Here is a 22,259-nt window from a genome sequence, read left to right on the forward strand (position 1 = left end):
GGATATGTTGTCGTTGATCAGTGCGTGGGCTCAGACTTCGTAGCGCCGCGCGGGATCGTAGGTCTCGTCCGGCAGCCCGACGCCAAAGACGCGCAGCCGCTCCGCGAACTTCGGATACACGCCCGTGGCCTTGAAGTGGCCGCGGACCGCGCCATCCTCGGCCACACCTGTGCGCTGGAACGTGAAGATCTCCTGCGTGTTGATGATGTCGCCTTCCATGCCGGTGATTTCCTGGATGCTGATGATCTTGCGCCGGCCGTCTGTCAGACGCGCCGCCTGCACGATCACGGTGATCGCCGAGGCGATCTGCTGGCGCATGGCCTTGGCCGGCATGGTCAGGCCTGCCATGCTGACCATGTTCTCGAGCCGCGTCAGCGCATCGCGCGGGGTGTTGGCGTGAATCGTCGTGAGCGAGCCCTCGTGGCCGGTGTTCATGGCGTTGAGCATGTCCAGGGCCTCGCCGCCACGGATTTCGCCGAGGATGATGCGGTCAGGGCGCATCCGCAGGGCGTTGCGCACTAGCGCGCGCTGGGTGATTTCTCCCTTGCCCTCGATATTGGGCGGCCGGGTTTCCAGGCGCAGGACATGAGGCTGGCGCAGTTGGAGTTCGGCGGCATCCTCGATGGTCACCACGCGTTCGTCTTCCGGGATGAAACCGGACAGGATGTTCAGCAGCGTGGTTTTCCCGCTGCCCGTGCCGCCCGAGACCAGCACGTTGATCTTGGCATGCGCCAGCGCCTGCAGCATTTGCGCCATCGGCTGCGTGAGGCTCTTCAGCTCGACCAGGTCGGACACTTGCAACGGGTTCACCGAGAAGCGACGAATCGACAGCAGCGGACCATCGATGGCAGACGGCGGGATGATGGCGTTGACGCGAGAGCCGTCCGGCAGGCGCGCATCCACCATCGGGCTGGTTTCGTCGATGCGGCGCCCGACGCGCGACACGATTTTCTCGATGACTTTCATCAGATGAGCGTCGTCATAGAACACCACATTCGTCAGCTCGAGCTTGCCGCGCCGCTCCACGTAGGTTTGCCGTGCCGTGTTGACCAGGATGTCCGAGACCGAAGGGTCCTTCAACAGTGGTTCCAGCGGCCCGAAGCCGAACATCTCGTCATAGATCTCGACGGTGAGTTGTCGCCGCTCGTTGTCATTGAGCAGCACCTTATGTTCCTCGATGATCAGGCTTACCAGCGAGGCAATCTCCTGGCGCACCTGTTCCTGCGGGAAGTGCGCCAGGCGTTCCAGCTCCACGCGGTCCAGCACGGTCTCGTGCACGTCGCGCTTCAGCGCGTGGTACCCGGGCGATGTCGTGTTGGTGGCCATCGAGAAATGGATCGCGGCGTGACCATTTGCCGTGTAGGGTGTCCCGGCGCTGGCGAGCTGTTCGCGGATTGACATGATGGACTCCTTGCTAAGCGTATTCGGTTCGGGTGGCACGGATGGCACTGACGACTCTGATGGTTCTGATGGCTCTGATGGTTCGGTGGCCTGCGGATTCAGGTGCTACGGGCGCGCAGCATCAGCTTGCGCAACGGCGACACGCCCTCCTGCCGGCTGCGGCGCTCGGCTTCGTGCGAGGGCGCCAACTGCATGGCCATCGTCTGCAGCGCCCGGGCGATGCTGCTGCGCTTGCTCAGCTTCGCAACCGGCTCGCCATGGCTGACGGCTTCGTCCACGGCCGACGGATCGTCTGGCAGGGTGAAGGACACCTTCATGCCGAAGATCTCCTCCATCGTGGTTCGGGGCACTTCGTTCTTGCGGCCTACGCGATTCAGCACCACGCGAATCTTGTCGTCGGGGTAGTGCAGCGCTCGCAGGATGTCGAGCAACCGTCGGCTGGGGCGGCCGAATGCGATGCTCGGCTCGGTCACTACGCAAATGCGGTCGCTGTGGTCGAGCATGCTGATCGACAGCGGGTCGATGCTCTGCCCGACATCGAAGATCACGTAGTCGTAGTTCGGCTGCATGACCGACAGGATCCACTCGAGCTTTTCCTTCTGGATCTGGCTGGCACGCACCGGGTCGGCCGCGCCCGCCAGCATGTCGAATCCGTTGTCCACGTGAACGAGACAGGCTTCCAGGAACGCCGCGTCCATGCGATCGATCTGGCTGCAGATCTCCGACAACGTGCTGGGCGGCGCCTTGTCCGAGACGATGTACGTGAGATCCCCGAAATGGCGGTTCAGGTCGACGACGAGCACGCGCTTGCCGAAGTGGCGGGCGAGGGCGTCGCCAAGGTTTGCGGCCACGAAGCTGGTGCCCGCGCCACCCTTGCAGGAGATCATCGATATGACCTGCGCTACCTCCTGCATGCGCGGCACGTGTGTGGCTTCCACGCGCTTCAGCGCCTCGACAAGCTGGCCTTTGTCCAGCGGCCAGGGCAACACATCGCGCACGCCGGCGCGCATCGCCTGGATCAGCACGCTGGAGTCCTGGGATTGCGTGATCAGGATGCAGGGAAGTTCGGGGTGCTGCTGGCGCAGGGTTTCCACCCCGAACATCTGCGCAGGTCCGATTTCGGGCAGGTCGAGCACCAGCAGATCGGCCATGCGCAGCCGGCTCGCCTGGAACGGCAGCCGAGCCAGACCTTCCTGCAGCGACGTGGTCTGGAAGTTTCCGGCGATGGTAGCGAGCCGATTGATCTCCGCCAGCCGTGCGGTGTCATCGGATGCAATCAGGATCTTCAGCATGGTGTCCTCGCGATGTTCGGGTCGGATGGATGGAATGGGTGTATTGGATGTCAGCTACAAACCGACCCGCCGGTCGATGTCTGCATGCTCTCGCGCGTCATGGTGGTCGTGAACGGCGGCATGCCGATGCGCAACCGCGTCACGGGGATCATGGTGGCGATGGTCACGTTGGACACGCTCACGGTTACTGTCTGACAGGTGGAGCGCGCCGTGGCGGGATCGCTGTCGCAGCCCGTCGGGGCGTAGACCACGCTGATGTTCGAGTCCTGCAGCAGCGGCAGCATGCTCTCCATCCTGGTCTTGATGATGCTGGCGCCGGAGTCGCAGACCACGGCCGATCGCGCGGCCATGCGCGTGACTTCGGCCGCAGTGTTCCAGTAGAACAGCACGCGCGAGAACTCCATGATGCCGATCAGCAGCGTGAAGAACATGCCGGCGATAAGGGCGAACTCCACGGCGGCCAGGCCGCGCTGGCGTGCGACGCGGAGCGGATGGGCGCGATGTTTCATAGCACTTGCCTCATGACGGTGGTGATGTCGCCGAAAGTCAGGCCGGACACGTTGATGAACGACTGCAGCGGCGTGTAGGTGTAGCCGCTGATCCTGACGGCGATCAGGTTCACGGTGCCGGCCTGCGTGCCGCTGCCACCACTGGTGCTGTCGTAGGTTGCGACGTTGCTGAACGTTTGGGTGGCGCCGGGGCAGCCGGACGAATCGACGCGATCGCAGATGATCACCATGGCGGTGGTCAACCCGGGTGCCAGAGGCTGGCCCGAGCAGGCGGTGTTCCCATAGGCCGCCAGACACTTGGTGGCCGCCGTCGGGTAGGCGACGTCATCGGGCGAGTATTGCGACAGGTAGCGCGCTGCCGAGCGGGTGGCCTTGGTCAGCGTGTCGTACTGGTAGATCGCGCGGCCGAACTCGGCCACGCCGCACGCCATCAGCAGCATCGGCACGAGCATGATGCCGAACTCGACTGCGGCGACGCCGCGCTGGCGCCTGCGTGATTGCCTGTGTGCGTTGGTCAGTCGTTTCATGATCGACTCCCGTTTTGACGCCTATTGCACCAGCACTGGGACGAGCGGGCCGACGCCGGTACTCGCACCCGGCATGCCCTGCGTGGCGCAGGGGCTGCCTGGCAGGCTCGAGTCGCCGCGATACTCGAGATGTACCGTGTCGATGTTGCCGCCCTGCTGCATGGGGTCGACCATCAACACGCAGGCCCAGCCCGTGACGTTGGCCTGATGGGTGCCCGGCGTGCTGAACGTCGAGCAGTCAACGATCGGCGCCAGCACCAGGCGCCGGTCAGCGCCAGCCTGATAGGTGGCCTGCGACGCGGCTGTGCCTTTCGTGCTCAGGCCGGTAACGGAGTCCCCCTGATAGGGCTGATAAGCCTTGCGGGCAGCCAGGAAGTTCGGCTGGGAGGTACCCTTGCTGTCGGTCGATGTGCCGTTGTAAGCGTTGCTCTGCGCCGTCCACGTTGTGCTCGTGTAGGCGAAACCCGTAAAGTCGGTCACGCCGGTGGTCTTGTTCGTGGCGATGCCGAAGCGGCTGTTCCACGCGTCCGAGAGCGAGGCCTTGTTGCCGGTCGTACCGATCTGGGTGTTCAAGGCGGGCAGATTGCATTGCCCCGCTCCCTGAAGCTGGGTGTCCAGAGCAGGTGTGTTGCCCTTGCCACCGCTCAGGTCGGCCCAGCCGAAATTCCCGCCTCCGTAGACGCCCCCGCCCGAGGTCCCTATCTTGGCTGTCAGCCATTGACCGATCGTGTATCCGCCGGGCACCGCCGGCGTAGCGGTGTCGGGTCTGCAGATGTACACAGGAATCGCGCAGGTGGTCTGCGCCGAAGTCGTCGTTGCGACAGCGAAGGCCCCAACAGTATTCGCTCCGATGTGGATGCCGGGAATTGCATTCAGTACCTGCGCGAACCAGTTCGCGATGTTGCCGCGCGAGACGTCGCATTTGACGTACTTGATCGTGTTCAGCGCATAGGTGACAGAGTTCTTGTCCAGAAAGGGATCCGCCAGCGAATCGCTGTAGGTCACGGATTCGGCCGATGTGATGTTCGGCTGCTGTTCCAGGTTGCCCTGGAACAGCACCAGATTGCGGGCCGCCGCGGTCAGGCCGGCGGCTTCGGAAACCGTTAGCGGGGTAGCACCGGTCAGGTCGCGCGCTGCGGCCAGCGCGCACGAATCCGCGCGGTTCTGCAACTCGCTCTTGCTCACATACAGTTTGCCGAGATCGAGTGCCAGGCCGATGAAGCCGACCAGCACCACGATCATGAGGCCGACGATGATGGCAACGGCGCCGCGCTGCCTCTCGTGAATGCGAGGCAGTGACATGCCGCGAGACCTGGTTGTGGACATGATGGTGCTCCCCGCGGTTTGCTTAGCGTTGGCTGCCGCCGCCCATACCCACGCCGCCATATCCGCCCGCGCCGAAGTCGATGCCGAAACCACCGACGGGGCTGCCCGTTCCGGTCTGGAAGCGGATCAGCGAGCGGTCGAAGTTACGCATGGCGGCTACGGCGGTCTTGCCGTCGGTGCCGTCCATGGTCGGCAATCCGGCCGGCGCATCCGGGTTGATGATCTGCTGCTGCTTGACCGCGGCGAGGGCCTCGCCGCGATGCTGGTCCCACGACGGCGTCGAGGTCATGCAGCCGGACAGTCCGATGCAGGCCAGGGTGCCAATCGCCAGCACTGTGGCGCCACGCGAAAGCTTGAGTGTCTTGTTCATGATCGTTCTCCTTGGTTTCCCTTGCGCGCGGCGGATCAGTTGCTGCCCGTGGTGCCGGTGGTGGTCGCGGCCCCGGCCCCGGCCCTTGCCTGGGCCAGGCGGAGCGCGGTGGCCTCGATGCGCGCGACACGCGCACTGTTGTCCTCGGGAGGGGTGGCGGCTACGAGGTCACGCGCGGGCCCCTGGGGCGGCCGTGGCCCCACGGTTGCCACTGGCGCTGGCGAAGCCGCGTGGGCCGACGGCGCCGGCTCGTCCAGGAGCTTGCCGATCGGAGTGGGGCTGGTGGGAACCGACGTGGTCGGGCCGGTTTCGCTGCGCGGGGTCGAAGGCACGGGAGCAGGTGCCGTGGCGGGCGCGGCGGGTTGCGAAGGCGCCGGTGCCGGCTGCGGAGCAGGCCTGCCCTTGCCTTCCATGTTGCCCATGAAGTAGAGCGACAGCGGGTCAGGCGTGGTGAAGCCGTCGGTCGGCAGCGGGTAGTTCTGCGTCTGCATCGGCTTGACCAGGTGCGGTGTGATGATGAACACCAGCTCGGTCAGGTCTTGCTGGAACTGCGTGCTGCGGAACAGCGTGCCAAGCACCGGAACCTCGCCGGCACCAGGCAGTGCCTTCAGCGAGCCACGTGCGCTGTCCTGCAGCAGGCCACCGATCGCGAAGCTCTCGCCATCGCGCATCTGCACGGTGGTGGAGGCGCGGCGTGTCGTGATGAGCGGCAGGATCGTCTGTCCGGTCAGCGTGCTGCCGCTGACTGTTGCGCCAGTGGGCGACAGTTCCGAGACTTCCGGCGACACCTTCAGGTGGATCCGTCCGTTGGCCAGCACGGTCGGGGTGAACTTCAGCCCCACGCCGAACTCTTCTTCCTGCAGCGTGATGGTGGAGGCGCCACCGAGCGCGTTGCTCTGCGCGACCGGGATGTAGATCTTGCCGCCAGCGAGGAAGCTGGCTTCCTGACCACTGATGGTGACGAGATTCGGTTCGGCCAGGACCTTTACCAGGCTGTCGTTCTTCTGCGCGTCGATCGCGAGATTGAACGGCTTGTTATTGGCCTTGCTACCGAAGATGCCGGCCGCCGCGCCCGTGAGCAAGTTCGAGATCACGCCACCGGTCCACGATCCGAAGCCGCCCTGGATATTGACTGCCGAACCGAGCTGGTTGAGCAGCGTCTTGGAGACTTCGGCAACCTTCACCTCCAGCATCACCTGCTGCGGGGTGTCGACGGACATCATGTTGAGCACGCCGCCCTTCTTGCCGTTGGCGCCGTCGCCCTGTGCCGCGTTGGCGTACGCCTGGGCGATATCCATGGCCTGCAGCGCCGCCTGTGAGCTGGAGACGCTGCCGGTCAGCACCAGATTGTCCGCGGCGGTCATCACGCGGATGCCCGATTCACCCGGCAGCAACTGGGCCAGCGAGGTCTGCAATCCGTTAGCGTCCGCGTTGACCACCACGTTGATGATGCTGCAACCGCCACTGCGGCCCTGCACGATCATGTTGGTGGTGCCCACGGTGCGCCCGAGGACATAGAGCGTCTGCGGCGACACCATCGTGGCCTGCACGACGTTCGGGTTGCCCAGGGTACGGTTGCGCACTGGCTCAGGCAGCGGAATCAGCTGCGACTTGCCGATCGGCACGATCACGCTCGATTCGTTGCGGATCGCGCCGGAGCAGTTCGGGCCACGGGCGTCAGCGGCAATCGAGGGGGCGGCGGGCACGGGCGCCATGCTGATGGTCATCTGCACCGGCCCTCCCGGGACCTTGACCGCTGGCGAGGCCGCCGGCGTGGTCGACCTGGCAACGTTGCCGGCTTCTACCGCGACCTGTGCTGCGGCGGCGAGTGGTGTGCAGAGGATGGCGGCCAGGACGAAGTGGCGTGTGCCGCGTGCTGCTTCAGTTGTCTTCTGGTTCATTTTTGATCTCCCCCCGGAGAGTGAAGCGGATCTGGATGCGCTAAGCGTCTGGGTGTCTCGGTGCTTCGGCTGTTTCATCCATTGCGGTCAGAAGCACTCCAGGCTGCCCTGGATGCCTGCGAGCACGCCGACACAGTTGCCAGCGCGCGGTGCGGCGGCGACCGTACGGGTCTTGACCACCGTGCGCGTAACGGGAGCCGGCGCAGCGAGCGGAGCCGGCGGGGGCAGTTCGGCCTTGCCGAGCAGCGTGTGCTTGGTGGCGCCGCCAGTGTTGATGTCGGCCACGTCCATCTGATTGCGCAGCACCAGCGACAGCGTTCCCACGCTGCGCGCCACGTCGAGCTTCTCGGCCTGATCCGGCGAGACTTCCAGCGTCACGGCGTTGACCACCTTCGGCTGCGTGTCATCGCGGCTGACCTGTTGCGCCACGGCCAGCACCAGAATCTTCTCGAGCACGATTTTCGAGATGCTGCCGTTCTGCGCGCTCTTGGAGTCCTCGTTGGTGTTGACGATCACATCGACGTAGTTGCCTGGCAGCGCGAAGCCAGCCACGCCCACCACGTCGTTGACGCGAACCGTGATAGCGCGCTTGCCGTCGTTGATGACGGCGGAGAGGCCGCCCTTGGTACCCACCGGCGCCAGCTTCGCGTCGATAATGGGCTCGCCGCGTTGCAGGCTGGTGCGGACCACGCGCCCGTCCAGTGTCTTGGGGTCTTCGAATGCACCGGGCGGCACACTGCCGGCGGGCCAGCTGACGAGCTTGAGCTGGCTGCCGTTGAGCGGCTGGCCGAGATCGAGATCGTTCGCGGCTACTACCACCTGCTTGACCGAGCTGGACGACTGCTGCAGCAGCCAGCGGGATGCGGAAACCACCGCCGCCGCGCCGGCCACCAGCGCAATCAGCAGCATCAGGATTGCTCGCGTGTTCTTCATGATGACTCTCCCCTACGTATGTACTTGCTTCCTGGTTGGGCTGACTCAGCCCGCTGCACGATGGCCGGCGGGCCAGCGGTGTTCGTTGTCCGGCGGTGGTGCTTCCGGTTTGCCCTGCAATCCGTAGTAGCTCTGCCAGGCGCGGCACAGGCTTTCTTCCGTGACTTGCGGTGCGTGGCCGTGGTAGCGCACGTGCGATGCCACAAGCCGCAACAGGTCGCGCGGGATGCACGCGAGCAGGGGTGTGTCGCTGGAGAAATGCAGGCTCTCCAGCAGGAAATCGAAGGCGGGCTCCGGCCACGTCAGACCGAGTTCGGTGGCGGTGCGCAGGCAGACTTCGCGGTAGTCGTCGATCGACAGCGGGCCGACGTAGAGCTTGCTGCCAAGCCGGCGCAGGAAGGCATCGTCGCTGAGGTCCGTGGGCGAAAGGTTGGTCGAGAACACAGGCCATACGTCGAAGGGCACCGAGAACCGCACGCCGCTATGAAGCGTGAACATGTCGATGCCGCGGTCCAGCGGCACGATCCAGCGATTCAGTAACTGGTCGACGCCGACCATCTGCCGGCCAAGGTCATCCACGATGTAGATGCCGTTGTTGGCCTTCATGTGCGGTGGCGCCTGATAGAAGCCCGAGTTGCTGTCGTAGCGCAGGTCGAGCATCGACAGCGTCAGTTCGCCGCCGGTCAGCACCACGGGACGATGGCAGACGACCCAGCGGCGGTCCATTGACCGGCGGGCGGACGAAGCCTCGCTGTCGTCGATCGGCGTGTGCACGAGCGGGTCCATGATCTGGATGATCTCGCCCGCCACGGTGATCGCATGGGGCACGGGCACCGCACCGGGCAAGAGCGCGCCAAGTCGCTGCGCCAGGTAGGTCTTGCCGCTGCCCGGCGGGCCGTAGATCATCAGTGCGCGGGCGGTGTTCAGCGCCATGCCGATGCTGTCGAGCAGATGGACCGGCGCCACCAGGTTGTGGAATGCCGCGGTGACATCCGCCTTCGTGACCGATGTGTGATGGATCGAGTGATGCTGGATCGCATCGAGGTAAGCCTGAAGCGTGACCGGCGCGGCACCGGCGTAGCTGCAGCGGGCCGAGGTCTCCGCGGCGCGGGCGTAGCCGGCGTCGGTCAGGCGAAATCGCACGTCGATGTCGCTGGCGCCGCGATGGGCCACTTCCAGCAGCCGCTCGCGAACGGCGACCGCCGCGATCTCGTTCACCACAGAGGCAGGCAGCTTGAGCGTGTCCGTCAGGATCGTCAGGGAGACGCTGCGGTGCAGGTAGGCGGCCTTCAGCAACAGCCCAAGCAGCAGCGAGATCTCCAGACCGGTATCCGCGATGGATCGCGGCGGAACGTGCCAGGCCGGCAGCGCGTCGTGATCAGCCTGGGCATGCCGCACCATCGAGGCGACTGCCTCGGGGAGTCTTGTTGCCTGGCCTGCTTCATGGTGCTCTAACATTGCCGTTCCCCTTGTGTTTGTCCCTTGTGGTCCGGTTGGTCCATCACGTGCTGGCGAACAGCATGGTCAGCGTGCCGGCCGCGATCGCCACCCCATAGGGCAGGGAGCCGACGGATGCGCCACCTTGTCCAGTGAGTGCGATCCCGCCGAGGTTGCGCACGACCTGGCGGCCCTTGCCGGATGCCAGCACAAGGGTCAGGGCCCACACGCCCCCAATGACGAACGACGCCAGCGCGATCGATGCGGCAAGGCTTGCGCCGAGCCACGCACCCACGGCGGCCATCAACTTGACGTCGCCGGCGGCCATGCCGCGCAGCAGGTAAATGGGCAGGAAGATGCCAAGGCCCGTCAGCCAGCCCAGCGCCCAGGCGGACGCGCCGGCGGCCAGGCCGTGGATCGTCATCTGGATGGGCAACGCCACCAGCCACGCGCCAAACGTCAGCCAGTTCGGAATGCGGCGCCGCTGCAGATCCGTGGCGGCGGCGGTCAGCACCACCGCGATAACGATGGGGCCGATATAGGGTGAGAGCGTCGGGATGGTGGTCATGGCGTGCTCGGCTCGTTCTGGTTGGGTGCGGCCCGTTTCAGGGCACCTCCGCGGCGACCATGTCGTAGAGCGCCTTGAGATTGGTGCCGAGGAGACTCACCGCGCCGATGATGACCATGGCAATCAGCGCCCCCAGCAACGCGTACTCGATGGACGTCACGCCGCGCGCGTCACGTCGGAAGGTGTCGCACATGGTCTTGAGACTGGACATGGTGGTCTCCTCGATGGCGTGTCGTGTCGGGTGACTAGGCTCAGGACAGTTCCGAGGCGATCGTGCTGAAGATGCTGCTCAGGTTCGTACCGACGAGCTGCACCGAGGCGATGATCACGACCGCGATCAAGGCGGCGATCAGGCCGTACTCGATGGCGGTGACGCCGTCGTCGTCGCGGAGGAACGCCTTCAAGCTGACGAAGTGGTTGGACATGTGGCTCTCCTTGGGAGGTGATCCGTGATGGCCGGTATCAACGGTTCGCGGCGTGGCACATGAACCGGCCACGCCGCGAACCGTCGAGCCGTCAGGCCAGTTCGGCGCCGATGAGGCTGAAGACCTTGCTCAGGTTCGTGCCGACGAGTTGCACCGAGGCGATGATCACTACGGCGATCAGTGCGGCGATCAGGCCATATTCGATGGCGGTAACGCCGTCTTCGTCACGGACGAAACGCTTCAGGTTTTGGGTCAGACGTTGCATGGTGGACTCCTTGGGTTGAAAAGCACGCTTGCGACTACGGACAGAAACTTCGAACAGACATCTGTGATTTCAGAGCGGGAGGAAGCGGCAGGACGGTGGCGCGCAGATCGCGCAGCAATGAAATGGCCAACGGCCAGCGCCGACGCTTGCGCCGTGAGGGCAACGCGCCTGCAGCCGTCGCTCGGCGGAGGCGTGGATGCACCGTGCCGCGTGTTGGGCGTGGCTTGCGCGAACCATGCAACGGTAGGGCACGCTGCCGCCGCTGCGAGCGGCGGCGATGCGACCCATGGTCCGATGCATTCTCACGAGCTGACCGATAGCTGGCATGGTGTTGCTCCCCGAATCTTTGTTTTCCTGCCGGCGGCGAACAGCTCGCTGGCAGTTGCGGCTTACCGTGAGTGACGGTGCTGCAGGCTGACATAGGCAATCCGTGGGCCAGCCCTGATGAATTCGTTGTGCCACAAGGCTTTGCGGGGAGGCCCGCCTGGTGGGGGCTGCGGCGATGCGGGCGGAATGCCGCGTTTCGGGCCCGCGTCGTTGCCAGCCGGAAACGCTGGGCCCTGATTTATTTTGGATGAGCCCACCGGCGGGTCAGCCCCAGTATGAATGGATCGCCGACATCACTAGGTCGGGCGGATGTGTCGCTCATCCAAAAGAAGTAGTCAGGTGCGGCGCATTACGCAGACCGTTCGCCCTGGAGGATGACAACCGTGGATGCATGACTGCGCGATGCCTGCGCCGGCCCGACTGATGGATGAAGCGGACCCTGCGGAGGGCAACGTTTCCGAATGGAAACGCGCGTGGTTGCCTGCGTTGCGGGGCGGCACGTGCGCTGGCATCGCGCGCCGCCCGCAATCGCTTGTGCGACGCCATTCTCCACCTCCAATCCGCGCGTGATTCAGGAAGGAAACATCGCGCGCACGGATCGCGTTTTCCGGGGCGCCGGCTCGTTCTCGACCCCTTGGGGCGCCTTGCGCTAACGCGCTCGCGTGACAAGACTTAGGCAACACCAGGCGTTGCCGACGTTCGGACAAGACCGCGGCATGGCACCTGCAAGAACATAAGGCAAGAACATAAGGGAACGGGGTGAGTCATGAGTCAGGAAGCAGTGCGGGCGGACACGGGGAGGCAAGGCGGGGCGTGGCTGGATCTGGATCGCGCCCGCGTCTACAGCGCGGCCGTGCTGTTCCTGTTCATGGTGTTGATGGTGACGTGGGCCTGGTACACCGAGGGCTTCACCGATAGCCACGTCAGTCGTCCGGGTACAGATTTCGCCGTGTTCTGGAGCGCATCGTATCTGGCGCTGAGCGAGGGGGCAGTGCGGGCCTACGACGTGGCCAGGCACCTGGAGGTGATGGCGACCTACGGGCCGCTCGACATCGGCAACACTGCCGTCCTGCCGTGGCTGTATCCGCCAACGTTCCTGCTGGTGGTCCTGCCGCTGGCCACATTGCCGTTCGCGTTCAGTTACGTGCTGTTCATCACCGCAAGCGCCTATGCCTACCTGTGCGCGATTGGCGGGCTGGTCGGAGCCGGCTCCATGCTGCGGCGCGGCTTGTGGCTGCCGGTGCTGGCGTCGCCGGCCGTCCTGGTCTCGGTCATCCTCGGGCAGAACTCGCTGCTGACGGCGTCGCTGGTCGGTGGGGCGATCTGCCTGCTGGGCAAGCGGCCGGTTCTGGCCGGCGTCCTGATCGGGCTGCTGGCCATCAAGCCGCAGCTGGCATTGCTGATTCCGGTGGCGCTGATCGCGGGTCGCCATTTTCGTACTTTGGCGAGCGCCGCCGCCACGGCGGCGATCTTCGCGGCGGTCAGCGTCGTGATCTGCGGCTGGGAGACGATTCCGGCATTCCTGAACAGTGTCGCGTGGGCCCGCGCAAATCTTGTGGAAGGCACGCCGGAAGGGTGGTACGGCATGCCATCGGTGCTGGCCGCCGCGCAACTGTCAGGGTTGAACCGCGCTTCGGCCTACGCCGTGCAAGGGCTGGCAGCGCTCGCCGCCGCGGCCGCCGTCGTCTATGTATGGTCCCGCACGCGCGAGGCGCCACTGTGCGCCGCCGTGCTCGCCGCCGCCGCGTTGCTGGCCACGCCGTATGTCCGTCACTACGAACTGACGTGGCTGGGGATCGCGGTCGCGGGTCTCGTCGGCGATGGCATTCGTCATGGCCTGTCCAACCGCGAGCGCCTCTTGTTCCTGGTGGCGTGGTGGTTGCCGATCTTCGAACAGATGAACCCCAAGCTCGGAATGCCGCAGATCGGCCCCGTTATCTCGGCATTGCTTGTGATCGTGGCCGTTCGTCGGACCATGGCCCGCACTGCGTCCGCGTCGGTGCCGGCGCCGGTGGGAACCTGACATGGCCACGCTGCAGGCTGCCGCGCGCCGGGCACGGGACGATGCGTCACGCTCGCATTGGCTCGATGCCAGCCGGTTGCGGCTCTATTCGTGCGTGGCGATTGCTTGTTACGCGCTGTACTTCGGGATCTGGCTGTTCCGCGCCTGCGTGCTGAAGGTACCGGGCGTATTCGCACCGGGTGGCGATTTCGTCGTGTTCTGGAGCACGGCGAAGCTGGCGCTATCCAGTGGGGCGGCCGCGCCCTACGATCTGGGCGCGCTGCGGCATGTGGAACTCTCCGCGGTGCCCGGGCTTGCCATCGGCGATGGTGTGCTGCCCTGGCTGTATCCGCCCATGTCGTTGTGGTTCGTACTGCCGTTCGGGCTGGTGCCCTATGGACTGGCCACGTTCGTGTTTCTGGTGGGTGGCGTTGCCTGGTTTGCGTGGGCGCTATGTCGCACGTTGCCATGGCGCGATGCCCGGCTGGCGGCGGTTGCGTTTCCCGGCATCGTGGTGGTGCTGGCCACCGGACAGAACTCGCTGTGGCTTGCGGGCTGCGCCGGCCTGGCACTGACGTGCCTGCGCTCGCGTCCGTTGCTTGCGGGGGTGCTGCTGGGCGTGGTGGCGATGAAGCCACAGCTCGCGCTGATGGTCCCGGTGGCGCTGCTTTGCGCGCGCGCTTGGCGTGCGCTGGGCGCCATGGCTTGCACGACGCTGGTGCTGACGGTGGCGTCGCTGCTGGTGTTCGGCTCGGAGCCCTTCGCCGCATTCCTGCGCAACGCCGCCATGGCGCGCGAGTCGGTGGAGCAGGGCTCCGCACTGATGGCGCGGATGCCAACGGTGTTTGCCTCAATGAAGCTGATCAGTGGCGGCTTGCTGTTGCCTTACGCGATACACGGTCTGGTGGCAGCGGCTGCGCTGGCGTCGGTGGTGTATGCGTGGTCCCGGCCCTGCAGCTTCGCGCTGCGTGCCGCCGTGCTTGTGGTGGCCGGGTTGCTGGTGCCGGCCTACCTGTATGACTACGACCTCGTGTTCCTCGGGCTGGCAATTGCCTGGCTCGGCGCGCACGGCCATCGCGCCGGCTGGTTGCGGGGCGAGCGGGAGTTGCTGGTGCTGCTGTGGCTGATGCCGCTGTGGAGCCGTGTGACAGGTCCGGAGATCGGATTCCAGCCGTTGCCGCTCGGGCTTATGCTCGCGTTGGCGCTGGGCGTCTGGCGAATCCGGCTGGAAAGGATGGACAAGGCATCGTTCAATGCCTGATGACGGAGCGCGCGGCAACGCGTGCCGGGAGGAAAGAGATCATGGCCGACTATGACAACATCCAGCTCCTGTCGCTGGTGGTGCCGTTCTACAACGAGGGCACTGCGCTGCAGACGTTCTTCGACCGCGTGGTGCCGATCCTTGAGTCGGTGCCAGCGACGCGTTTCGAGATCGTCTGCGTCAATGATGGCAGTGCCGACGACACGCTCGCGCGGCTCGTCGACATCTCGCGGCGCGATGGCCGCATCCGTGTGATCGACCTTACGCGCAACTTCGGCAAGGAGGCGGCATTGACCGCGGGCATCGACGAAGCATTCGGTGACGCGGTAATCCCGATCGACGCCGATTTGCAGGACCCGCCGGAGCTGATTCCCACCCTCGTCGAGAAATGGCGGCAGGGCGCCGAAGTGGTGCTGGCGCAGCGTGCCAGCCGCGCCAGCGATTCGTTCCTGAAGCGTGTCACCGCGACGGCCTACTATCGCGTGCATAACTGGCTGTCGGACCTGAAGATTCCGGAGAACGTCGGGGATTTCCGGCTGATGGACCGCGCCGTTGTCAACGCGCTGAAGCAGTTGCCCGAGCGGCACCGTTTCATGAAAGGGCTGTTCGCCTGGGTTGGCTTCAATACGGTAGTCGTCCAGTACGAGCGCGCGCCGCGCTGCGCCGGGGAATCGAAGTTCTCAGGCTGGCGGCTCTGGAACCTGGCGCTCGAAGGCATCACCAGCTTCAGCACGTTGCCGCTGCGAAGCTGGACGTACGTCGGGTCGTTCATCGCCATGATCGCCTTCTGCTACGGCACGTTCATCGTGGCGCGCACGCTGATCCTGGGGGTCGACGTGCCGGGTTATGCCTCCGTGCTGTCGCTGCTGCTGTTCTTCGGTGGCATCCAGCTCATCGGGCTGGGCGTGCTGGGCGAGTATATCGGCCGCATCTACGACGAATCGAAGGGCCGCCCGATCTATCTGGTCAAGCGCCGCTACCAGGAGCGCCGTCCGCAAGGCCGCGCTGTGGGCAATGGCCGCGTCATCCCGATCGCGGCGGCGGCCAAGCGGCACTGAGAGCTTTTGAAGCTGCCCTTCCGTTCAGGATTGGGCGGTGCTTCTCGCGGCTTGATGACGCAGGACGATCAGGCCAAGGAGGCACACCAGCACGAGGGGCGTGAGTTGCGGGACGTGGTCGATGAAGAAGGGGCTGAGGCCCTGCATCGGCGCGAACCAGGTGACGATCAGCAGCAGGCGCTCCCATCCACGGCTGCCAAAGCGGATCATGTCGACGCAGAGCAGGGCCACGGGAATGGCCAGCCACGCAAGGTCGTAGTAGATCAGATAGGGCTGCGTGAGCAGGGTACCAACCACGAGCGTGGAAGCGCTCAGCGCGAGCCGAGGCCTGGTGCACCATACCCACACGCATGCCGCGATCGCGCAGAGCGCCACGGCGGCATGCACGCTGTTAGCCAGCGGAATGCTGGCACCGGCCACGTACAGCACACCAAAGACCGTCGGCGCGCCGCGCAACGTGTCGATGTTCACGGCCACTGTTTCCCGGAACATCGCCAGGCTGTGCAGGAACGCCGGGTAGATGTCGACGCCGAAGGCCATGACAGTCAGGCCGACGAACAACGCAGAGCATCCCGCCGCCGCAGCCATTGTGGTCCAGCGCCGCTCGCAGAGGAGCATCAGGGGAAACAGCACGCCGAGCTGCGGCTTGACGCAAAGCAGCGCAATGCAGGCCCCCGCAGCCACCGGGTGACGACGCATGAGCCAAAGCGCGCCACCCGCGGCTGCCAGGGTGTACAGCGAGTTCTGACCCGAAATCAGCGTGGTCCAGACTCCTGGGAATGCGAGCGCGGGAACGAACCAGTAACGGTGCAGATGGCCGACCACGGCGCGCAGATAGCCCAGATACAGCGCGATGCCCGTCAGCGCGAACAGGACAAGCGCCATGCTGAAAGGCAGCGCGGCAAGCGGGTAGATCATCAGCAGGAACGTGGGGGGATAGGCGAACGGACCGAATGTGTTCGGCAGTAGCGGTGTCTTCGCCACGCGCAGCAGTTCCCAATCGTAGGCAGCGACCGCGCCATGCATCTGCGCGAGTCCCGAGGCGCACCAGTAGACGACGAAATCCCAACCCAGACGCGGCACAGTCGGATTGGCAATGACCGAGTGGCCGTACCACCACGCCGTGACCACGACGCATTCGAGCACCAGCAAGGTGGCGGCATACAGGCAGATGCGTCCCGGCGTGAGCCAGCGGACAGGGGTGGCGCTGTCGAGCGAAGCCGTCTTGGGCGTGTCGGTGGCGGCTGGCATGGGGGCTCCTCGAGGTGATGCGGATGGCCGGCCGGGCCAGGCACGCCCGCCCGGTGGCATGGTGTGGCTGCTCGGTCAGCGATACGTCCAGGTCCGGTGCAGCATGAACGTGACCGCCGGCACCACCGACAGGATCGCGGCGAGACCGGCCCAATAGCCAAGGCCAAGCGCCTGCGCGCCGGCAGAGATGCCAAGTGTCAGGCCCAGACCCAGCAGCGATACGATCAGAAAGCGCACGTAGCTGTCACGCGTGGGGATAGCGCCGAAGCTCCACAGCGTATTGAGCAGATACGACGCGATATTGGCGACGACGAACGCCACGCCGTTGGCGCCCACCTGCGAGGCATGGAGCAGGTAGATCAACGGGGTGGCCACCGCCACGTGGATGCCGGTGGCGATGACGCCGGATACACCGAATCGAAAGAGCCGGACCAGTGTGTCCCGCGCGGGCAGGCGATGCCAGATGGCATGACCGGCGGGCTCGCCTGGCTCGTCTCGGGAGCGGGACTGGACTTGCAGCATGTTCGAACTCCGCGTCGTGGATCGACACCAGCCTTCAGTTCTGCACGCAGACCAGTCCCACGTTGCCCTTCCGCACCTGCAGCTTGTAGTCGCGCATGAGCCGGAACAACGTGACTCGCGAGATGCCAAGCTCGGCCGCCACGTCGATCAGACGTTCGTGGTGGCGTTGCAGCGCTTCGAGGATCGCGGCCTGCTCGGCCGCTTCGCGAATCGCGGCCAGCGTCGGCGGCTTGCTTTCCACGGGTGTGTCGAGTTCGAGGTCGGAGGGCTGGATGACCCCGTTCTCGCACATCGCCGCGGCAAGGCGGATCCGGTTGAGCAGCTCGCGCACGTTGCCTGGCCAGACATGGGTGGTGATGGCGCGCAGGGCCATGGGCGAAAAGCCACGGATGTGCTCGGGCGAGTCCTTGCGGACGGAATCCAGGATATGTTCGGCCAGCAGCAGCACATCGGAGCCGCGTTCGCGCAGCGGTGGCTGCTTGACGCGCAGCACGCACAGGCGGTGAAAGAGGTCGCCACGGAACCGTTCGGTCGCCACGGCGGCTTCGAGGTCGACGTGCGTGGCCGAGATGACCCGGACATCGACGGCGACGGATTCGGTACCACCCAGCCGTTCAATCCGGCCTGTTTCCAGGAAGCGCAGCAGACTGGTCTGGCTCTCGAGCGGCATGTCGCCGATTTCATCCAGGAACAGCGTGCCGCCTTGCGCGATCTCGATCCGGCCCGGCTTGCGCTTGGTCGCGCCCGTGAAGGCGCCACGCTCGTAGCCGAACAGTTCGGACATCAGCAAGGTGGGCGGGATGGCCGCACAGTTGACTGCGACGAACGGCTGGTTGGCCCGGCGCGAGGCGCGATGGATGGCCTGCGCGGCGAGTTCCTTGCCGGTGCCGGATTCACCGGAGATCAGTACCGGCGTGTCCCACCGCGACACCTTCTCGATGCTGCGGAACAGCGCCTGCATGGCATTGCATTCGCCGATGATCCCGTGCGGGCGCGTCAGCGGCACGGCTGGCTGCTCGCGGCCCGGCCGCAGGGCTGCCATGCCAACCGCGTGTCCGAGCGTCCGGCTCAGCTCGGCCATGTCGAACGGCGCCGTGTAGTAGTCAATGAAGTACAGGCCGAGCAGCTTGCGCGCCGTGTCCGTCAGCTCGTCGGCGCAGCTGATCGCGCCAATCCAGCCGATCTGGCGCGTCGCCAGCCAAGGCTCCATCAGTTCGAGATCGGCATCGCTGAAGCCGCTCTGGAAGTCGAGCAGGCCCGCCGAGAATGGTCCGTCGAGCGGCAGCGCGGCCAGATCCTCGAGGCTGTTCGCGAACACCAGCTTCCAGCCGTGCTGCGATAGATAACGGCACAACGACGCGTCGTGATGCCTGGAGACATACAGCAACGGGCGGTTGACATAGTGACTCATTTTTTCCCCCAGCCTTTTTTTGTTTTTCCCGCTGCGCGGCGAGGCGCCATGGACGCCTTCGGCCACGTTGCTCAAGGGAGAAGGGGGATGCTGGAACGCTGGAGGCAAGCCTGCCCGGCGCGACTGCGCCCGGCTGCACGTCACGAACCAAAGCGCAACCCATGCCGCCTGGTAGTGATCGTGACTAACCCCCGGATTCCGGCTGTTGGATTCGCCGATTCCCGTTTTCCCGCAAGCATTTTCCCGGCCGGCCTTCCGGACTGACTGCTTACCCCAATAGGCCGCAAACTACGAAAAGAAACCCCGGGACTATGGCGTCGTGGTGGCACCCGGCTGTTGCACCAGATGCCACCACGCGGATTGGATCCGCGCATCACTGCGTCGGTCCATCGCTTATTTGCGGATCGAATTGCCTGGGAGCACTCCGGCGCCGCACGACTGACCCGTCCCTGGAATCAGCCCTTTGACGGGAATATAGTCGTGGATCTCTCAATCTCGCTAAGCACATGATTTTTAAGGGTTTTCATTTTTGTGCGTGGAAATTGCAGGATGGCGTCGCAAAAAGTGTTTCGTTGATGAAACCTTGGCGCGATTGATGATCGGCAGGCGCACGGCGTTCGCCCAGGGGCTAGTCCCCATAATTGATTAGCCCATATGCTCGCCATTGCATGTTTTTACCCCTCGACGGGGGTGTTTAATACGATCAGCACGTTTCTCTGGAAGTCATTCTGTAGAAAAGTTTCATGGGACTGATGTCTCTCTTCTGATACTTTTCTGGACGACTTGCCTTGAGATAAGTCTTGGCCTGGGACCTGCGCCAGGGAGAATCCGGAAGTTGCTGAAACTCATTCTCGATGCCGAGCCCATTCCATCGGGAAAATATCGGCTCCAGTCCATCGTTTGGTCTATTTTTTTCACTTGCCCTCGCCTTTACGGATGAGTTCGGAGGGGTAAGGGACGCATTTGCCAGTTTCGGAGTCAGATGGTTGCAATTCTGAAACTGGCTATCCAACCAAATGCGCAACCTGTTTCACAATTGAGAGTCATTTTCCGGCGCAATGCCGGCAATCTGCTCCTTGAGCCAGGCATGAAAGCGCAGGATCGCCTTTTCGCGCGGATTGCCTTCGCGCCAGGTCACCCAGTAATGCAGGCTCGATGGAATCCGCGTGGTGCCGATCTGCACGAGTTGTCCGCTGGCGATGTAGTCGTGCGCGAGCTGCGCGCGAGCGGTGGCCACGCCCAGGCCGGCCACGGCCGATTGCAGCATCAGGCCGGCATCCTGGAAGATCGGCCCCCGCACGGGTTCGTCGGGCGGCAGGCCGGCCAGCAGCAGCCAGTCGCGCCATGGCCGGAGCGCGAAACGCAGCATCGGCAGCCGGGGCAGGTCCGCCACGGTGAAGCCCGGATACCGCGCCAGCAGCGAAGGGCTGGCCACGGCGATCACGTAGTCCTCTAGGAGGTTGTGGCATTCGAAGCCGGGCAGGTCCACGCGCTGGTGCCAGATGCCGACGTCTACCGCGTAGGGGTCGGGCGGCGAAATCTCCGCATGCAGCCGCAGATGCAGATCGAGCTCGGGCGCCTGTGCGTGCAGGCTCGGCAGCCGGCGGATCAGCCAGGCGTTAGCAAGGTCTGCCATCACACTGACCTGCAGTTGCACCACGGGTGGGCCTGACACGCTGCCGGCTTCCCGCAGGGCCGATTCAAGCTGGTCAAGCGCGCCGCGCACCTGTTCGGCCAGGCGCGTGCCGGCGCTGGTCGGCGTCATGTTGAGGCCAGTGCGCTGGAACAGCTTGGTGCCAAGGTTGCTCTCGAGCGCGCGGATGTGGTGGCTGATGGCGCTATGCGTCAGGGCCAACTCCTCGGCTGCGCGGGTGAAGCTGCGGTGGCGCGTGGCCGCCTCCAGTGCGCGAAGCGCCTGAAGCGGGGGCAGATGGGGGGAGCGCGAGTGACGCGGGGGGCGCGAATCGGTCATGGTCGTCAAATTCTACTCACAATTGCCGCAGGTATCTTTCGCTGGTCTTGCACCATGCCGGTGACGACAATGCATGCATGACTGCATCCACTACCAATCCGGCCACTGACATGGCCTCCCAGCCTAACCATGCGTCTGGCGCGCGCTGGCGCGTGCTGGCGTTCTTCTCGCTCGGCTTCCTGGTCTCTTATGTGTTCCGGGGTGTCAATCTCGGTTTCGCGCCCTATCTGACGCGCGAACTGGGACTTACCGCAGGCGATCTCGGGCTGCTCACGAGCTTCTATTTCCTCGGGTTTGCCTGCGCCCAGTTGCCGGCCGGCATCCTGCTCGACCGCTTCGGCCCGCGCCGTACCGAGGCCGTCATGCTGATGTTGGCCGTGGCGGGCTCGCTCGTGTTTGCCTGGGCGCCGGGGATGGTGGGGCTTGCTGCCGGGCGGGCGATGATCGGCGTGGGCGTATCGGTCTGCCTGGGCGCCGCGATCCAGGCGCTGTCGATGTGGTTTCCGCTGTCGCGCATGCCATTGCTGAACGGGCTGGTCATGGCCATCGGCGGGCTGGGTGCGGTGGTCGTGGGTGCGCCGCTGTCGTGGCTGCTGTCATGGACCGACTGGCGCACCATCAGCGCCGGCATGGCCGTCATATCGTTCGGCATGGCCGCGCTGCTCTGGTTTGGCGTGCCCGACGTGAAGCGCCAGGGCAAGGAGAGCTTTGCCGAACAGTTGCGTGGCACGCGGCAGATCCTGAGCAGCGAGCGCTTCTGGCGCGTGGTGCCGCTGACGCTGCTGAACCAGGGTATTTTCCTGGCGGTGCAGACGCTTTGGGTCACCGCGTTCATGCGCGATGTGCAGGATCTGGGGCCCGGCGAGAGCGCGCGTCTGGTGTCGGTGATCGGGTTTGCGATGATGGCCGGTTGCATCGGCGCGGGCTGGGCCGCGCGTCACCTGGAGCGCCGTGGCATCAGCCTGTATGCGCTGGCCGGCTCCGGCATGATTGGCTTCATCGTGATCCAGTTGCTGCTGATGGCCCGGCTGCCATTCCTGCCGCTGGGGCTGCTGTGGGCGCTGTACGGTGTGTTCGGCTCCACCGGCATCCTGACGTACGCGCTGCTGGCGCGACGCTTTCCCGACGCGCTGATTGGCCGGGCCACCACTGCCATGACGCTGACCGTGTTCCTGGCCACCTTCGTGTTCCAGGTGGGCATCGGCTTCGTGCTCGATTTCTTCCCATTGAATGGCGACCGTTACCCGGCGTCGGCGCACCTGATGGTGTGGGCCGGGCTGGTGGTGATCCAGGTGCTTGCTGCCATCTGGTACTTGATGGAAAAACGCTCCTGAGCGTTCTCCGGGAGGCGCCGATCTTAACGCCCCGTTGGCGCCTCGAAACCTCCGGCCGCAGCGGTTTTTCTGGCGTCCGGAATTACTCGGAATGGGTTATTGGCGTGCTCCCGCACGCCCGCCATACTCCCCCGGACGGAGCGTCCGCGCGGGGGCATCCGCAGTAA

At 65.0% G+C, this 22,259-nt stretch carries 21 protein-coding genes; 4 read left to right on the plus strand and 17 right to left on the minus strand.

The genetic code is table 11. The features are described from left to right. Window positions 1-30: 30 nt before the first annotated feature. The 13 genes from K6G35_RS03150 to K6G35_RS03210 all read right to left on the minus strand — a co-directional run bounded on the left by K6G35_RS03150 (window position 31) and on the right by K6G35_RS03210 (window position 10,954). The gene (locus tag K6G35_RS03150) at window positions 31-1,401 is read right to left on the minus strand and encodes a TadA family conjugal transfer-associated ATPase (RefSeq protein ID WP_186426333.1); all 1,371 of its coding nucleotides are present in this window, start codon (window positions 1,399-1,401) and stop codon (window positions 31-33) included. Between the two features lie 98 nt (window positions 1,402-1,499). Continuing rightward, on the minus strand, window positions 1,500-2,693 hold the full coding sequence (locus K6G35_RS03155; protein ID WP_495676081.1) for a CpaE/TadZ family protein: 1,194 nt from the start codon (window positions 2,691-2,693) through the stop codon (window positions 1,500-1,502). Window positions 2,694-2,743: 50 nt separating this feature from the next. Further along, window positions 2,744-3,202, minus strand: coding sequence for a TadE/TadG family type IV pilus assembly protein (locus tag K6G35_RS03160; RefSeq protein ID WP_495676082.1), 459 nt, complete (start codon window positions 3,200-3,202; stop codon window positions 2,744-2,746). Then, complete coding sequence (locus K6G35_RS03165) at window positions 3,199-3,729, minus strand: TadE/TadG family type IV pilus assembly protein (protein WP_008644461.1); 531 nt, start codon at window positions 3,727-3,729, stop codon at window positions 3,199-3,201. The genes K6G35_RS03160 and K6G35_RS03165 overlap by 4 nt, the downstream gene beginning before the upstream one ends. 21 nt (window positions 3,730-3,750) lie before the next feature. After that, entirely contained in the window at window positions 3,751-5,031 is a 1,281-nt protein-coding gene (locus tag K6G35_RS03170) for a pilus assembly protein TadG-related protein (RefSeq protein WP_008644460.1), read from the minus strand. Window positions 5,032-5,077: 46 nt separating this feature from the next. Continuing rightward, window positions 5,078-5,425 carry a hypothetical protein gene (locus K6G35_RS03175; RefSeq protein WP_008644454.1) on the minus strand — a complete coding sequence of 116 codons (348 nt, stop codon included), beginning with the start codon at window positions 5,423-5,425 and terminating at the stop codon, window positions 5,078-5,080. Between the two features lie 35 nt (window positions 5,426-5,460). Then, complete coding sequence (locus tag K6G35_RS03180; RefSeq protein ID WP_495676083.1) at window positions 5,461-7,326, minus strand: type II and III secretion system protein family protein; 1,866 nt, start codon at window positions 7,324-7,326, stop codon at window positions 5,461-5,463. Between the two features lie 87 nt (window positions 7,327-7,413). Beyond that, window positions 7,414-8,259 carry a Flp pilus assembly protein CpaB gene (gene cpaB, locus K6G35_RS03185; RefSeq protein ID WP_495676084.1) on the minus strand — a complete coding sequence of 282 codons (846 nt, stop codon included), beginning with the start codon at window positions 8,257-8,259 and terminating at the stop codon, window positions 7,414-7,416. A 45-nt stretch (window positions 8,260-8,304) separates the two neighbouring features. Then, the gene (locus K6G35_RS03190; protein WP_495676085.1) at window positions 8,305-9,717 is read right to left on the minus strand and encodes a DUF8689 domain-containing protein; all 1,413 of its coding nucleotides are present in this window, start codon (window positions 9,715-9,717) and stop codon (window positions 8,305-8,307) included. Window positions 9,718-9,760: 43 nt separating this feature from the next. Then, complete coding sequence (locus K6G35_RS03195; RefSeq protein WP_186426335.1) at window positions 9,761-10,264, minus strand: A24 family peptidase; 504 nt, start codon at window positions 10,262-10,264, stop codon at window positions 9,761-9,763. A gap of 37 nt (window positions 10,265-10,301) precedes the next feature. Beyond that, complete coding sequence (locus tag K6G35_RS03200; RefSeq protein WP_017511530.1) at window positions 10,302-10,475, minus strand: Flp family type IVb pilin; 174 nt, start codon at window positions 10,473-10,475, stop codon at window positions 10,302-10,304. 40 nt (window positions 10,476-10,515) lie between these two features. Next, window positions 10,516-10,689 carry a Flp family type IVb pilin gene (locus tag K6G35_RS03205; RefSeq protein WP_008644846.1) on the minus strand — a complete coding sequence of 58 codons (174 nt, stop codon included), beginning with the start codon at window positions 10,687-10,689 and terminating at the stop codon, window positions 10,516-10,518. Between the two features lie 91 nt (window positions 10,690-10,780). Continuing rightward, the gene (locus tag K6G35_RS03210) at window positions 10,781-10,954 is read right to left on the minus strand and encodes a Flp family type IVb pilin (protein WP_008644847.1); all 174 of its coding nucleotides are present in this window, start codon (window positions 10,952-10,954) and stop codon (window positions 10,781-10,783) included. A gap of 1,093 nt (window positions 10,955-12,047) precedes the next feature. Between K6G35_RS03210 and K6G35_RS03215 the strand changes: the two genes are divergently transcribed. Genes K6G35_RS03215 through K6G35_RS03225 form a run of 3 tightly spaced genes read left to right on the plus strand, consistent with a single transcriptional unit; the run spans window position 12,048 to window position 15,602 of the window. After that, window positions 12,048-13,304: a glycosyltransferase family 87 protein gene (locus K6G35_RS03215; protein ID WP_495676086.1), complete on the plus strand. Its 1,257-nt coding sequence runs from the start codon at window positions 12,048-12,050 to the stop codon at window positions 13,302-13,304. 1 nt (window position 13,305) lies between these two features. Beyond that, entirely contained in the window at window positions 13,306-14,544 is a 1,239-nt protein-coding gene (locus K6G35_RS03220; protein ID WP_035881468.1) for a glycosyltransferase family 87 protein, read from the plus strand. A 41-nt stretch (window positions 14,545-14,585) separates the two neighbouring features. Next, window positions 14,586-15,602, plus strand: coding sequence for a glycosyltransferase family 2 protein (locus K6G35_RS03225; RefSeq protein ID WP_024570737.1), 1,017 nt, complete (start codon window positions 14,586-14,588; stop codon window positions 15,600-15,602). 24 nt (window positions 15,603-15,626) lie between these two features. Here the strand turns inward: K6G35_RS03225 and K6G35_RS03230 are convergent, their stop codons facing one another. The 4 genes from K6G35_RS03230 to K6G35_RS03245 all read right to left on the minus strand — a co-directional run bounded on the left by K6G35_RS03230 (window position 15,627) and on the right by K6G35_RS03245 (window position 20,758). Continuing rightward, entirely contained in the window at window positions 15,627-16,853 is a 1,227-nt protein-coding gene (locus K6G35_RS03230) for a glycosyltransferase family 87 protein (protein WP_186426336.1), read from the minus strand. Between the two features lie 75 nt (window positions 16,854-16,928). Continuing rightward, window positions 16,929-17,375 (minus strand): GtrA family protein, encoded by a 447-nt coding sequence (locus tag K6G35_RS03235; RefSeq protein ID WP_495676087.1) that lies wholly within the window; start codon window positions 17,373-17,375, stop codon window positions 16,929-16,931. A 34-nt stretch (window positions 17,376-17,409) separates the two neighbouring features. Further along, window positions 17,410-18,786 carry a sigma-54 dependent transcriptional regulator gene (locus tag K6G35_RS03240; RefSeq protein WP_008644856.1) on the minus strand — a complete coding sequence of 459 codons (1,377 nt, stop codon included), beginning with the start codon at window positions 18,784-18,786 and terminating at the stop codon, window positions 17,410-17,412. A gap of 1,030 nt (window positions 18,787-19,816) precedes the next feature. Then, window positions 19,817-20,758 (minus strand): LysR substrate-binding domain-containing protein, encoded by a 942-nt coding sequence (locus K6G35_RS03245; protein ID WP_008644858.1) that lies wholly within the window; start codon window positions 20,756-20,758, stop codon window positions 19,817-19,819. 77 nt (window positions 20,759-20,835) lie between these two features. On the opposite strand from K6G35_RS03245, the gene K6G35_RS03250 reads away from it, so the two are divergent. Continuing rightward, window positions 20,836-22,092 (plus strand): MFS transporter, encoded by a 1,257-nt coding sequence (locus K6G35_RS03250; protein WP_035881473.1) that lies wholly within the window; start codon window positions 20,836-20,838, stop codon window positions 22,090-22,092. Window positions 22,093-22,259: the final 167 nt, after the last annotated feature.

It is taken from the genome of Cupriavidus sp. HY129, from assembly GCF_059492215.1.

Coding starts and splice junctions, on each gene's coding strand:
- K6G35_RS03200 (WP_017511530.1), bottom strand. CDS start 10,475: ATGTCCAGTCTCAAGACCATGTGCGACACCTTCCGACGTGACGCGCGC.
- K6G35_RS03165 (WP_008644461.1), bottom strand. CDS start 3,729: ATGAAACGACTGACCAACGCACACAGGCAATCACGCAGGCGCCAGCGC.
- K6G35_RS03195 (WP_186426335.1), bottom strand. CDS start 10,264: ATGACCACCATCCCGACGCTCTCACCCTATATCGGCCCCATCGTTATC.
- K6G35_RS03190 (WP_495676085.1), bottom strand. CDS start 9,717: ATGTTAGAGCACCATGAAGCAGGCCAGGCAACAAGACTCCCCGAGGCA.
- K6G35_RS03155 (WP_495676081.1), bottom strand. CDS start 2,693: ATGCTGAAGATCCTGATTGCATCCGATGACACCGCACGGCTGGCGGAG.
- K6G35_RS03220 (WP_035881468.1), top strand. CDS start 13,306: ATGGCCACGCTGCAGGCTGCCGCGCGCCGGGCACGGGACGATGCGTCA.
- K6G35_RS03240 (WP_008644856.1), bottom strand. CDS start 18,786: ATGAGTCACTATGTCAACCGCCCGTTGCTGTATGTCTCCAGGCATCAC.
- K6G35_RS03230 (WP_186426336.1), bottom strand. CDS start 16,853: ATGCCAGCCGCCACCGACACGCCCAAGACGGCTTCGCTCGACAGCGCC.
- K6G35_RS03225 (WP_024570737.1), top strand. CDS start 14,586: ATGGCCGACTATGACAACATCCAGCTCCTGTCGCTGGTGGTGCCGTTC.
- K6G35_RS03170 (WP_008644460.1), bottom strand. CDS start 5,031: ATGTCACTGCCTCGCATTCACGAGAGGCAGCGCGGCGCCGTTGCCATC.
- K6G35_RS03215 (WP_495676086.1), top strand. CDS start 12,048: ATGAGTCAGGAAGCAGTGCGGGCGGACACGGGGAGGCAAGGCGGGGCG.
- K6G35_RS03150 (WP_186426333.1), bottom strand. CDS start 1,401: ATGTCAATCCGCGAACAGCTCGCCAGCGCCGGGACACCCTACACGGCA.
- K6G35_RS03245 (WP_008644858.1), bottom strand. CDS start 20,758: ATGACCGATTCGCGCCCCCCGCGTCACTCGCGCTCCCCCCATCTGCCC.
- K6G35_RS03235 (WP_495676087.1), bottom strand. CDS start 17,375: ATGCTGCAAGTCCAGTCCCGCTCCCGAGACGAGCCAGGCGAGCCCGCC.
- K6G35_RS03210 (WP_008644847.1), bottom strand. CDS start 10,954: ATGCAACGTCTGACCCAAAACCTGAAGCGTTTCGTCCGTGACGAAGAC.
- K6G35_RS03250 (WP_035881473.1), top strand. CDS start 20,836: ATGACTGCATCCACTACCAATCCGGCCACTGACATGGCCTCCCAGCCT.
- K6G35_RS03175 (WP_008644454.1), bottom strand. CDS start 5,425: ATGAACAAGACACTCAAGCTTTCGCGTGGCGCCACAGTGCTGGCGATT.
- K6G35_RS03160 (WP_495676082.1), bottom strand. CDS start 3,202: ATGAAACATCGCGCCCATCCGCTCCGCGTCGCACGCCAGCGCGGCCTG.
- K6G35_RS03180 (WP_495676083.1), bottom strand. CDS start 7,326: ATGAACCAGAAGACAACTGAAGCAGCACGCGGCACACGCCACTTCGTC.
- cpaB (WP_495676084.1), bottom strand. CDS start 8,259: ATGAAGAACACGCGAGCAATCCTGATGCTGCTGATTGCGCTGGTGGCC.
- K6G35_RS03205 (WP_008644846.1), bottom strand. CDS start 10,689: ATGTCCAACCACTTCGTCAGCTTGAAGGCGTTCCTCCGCGACGACGAC.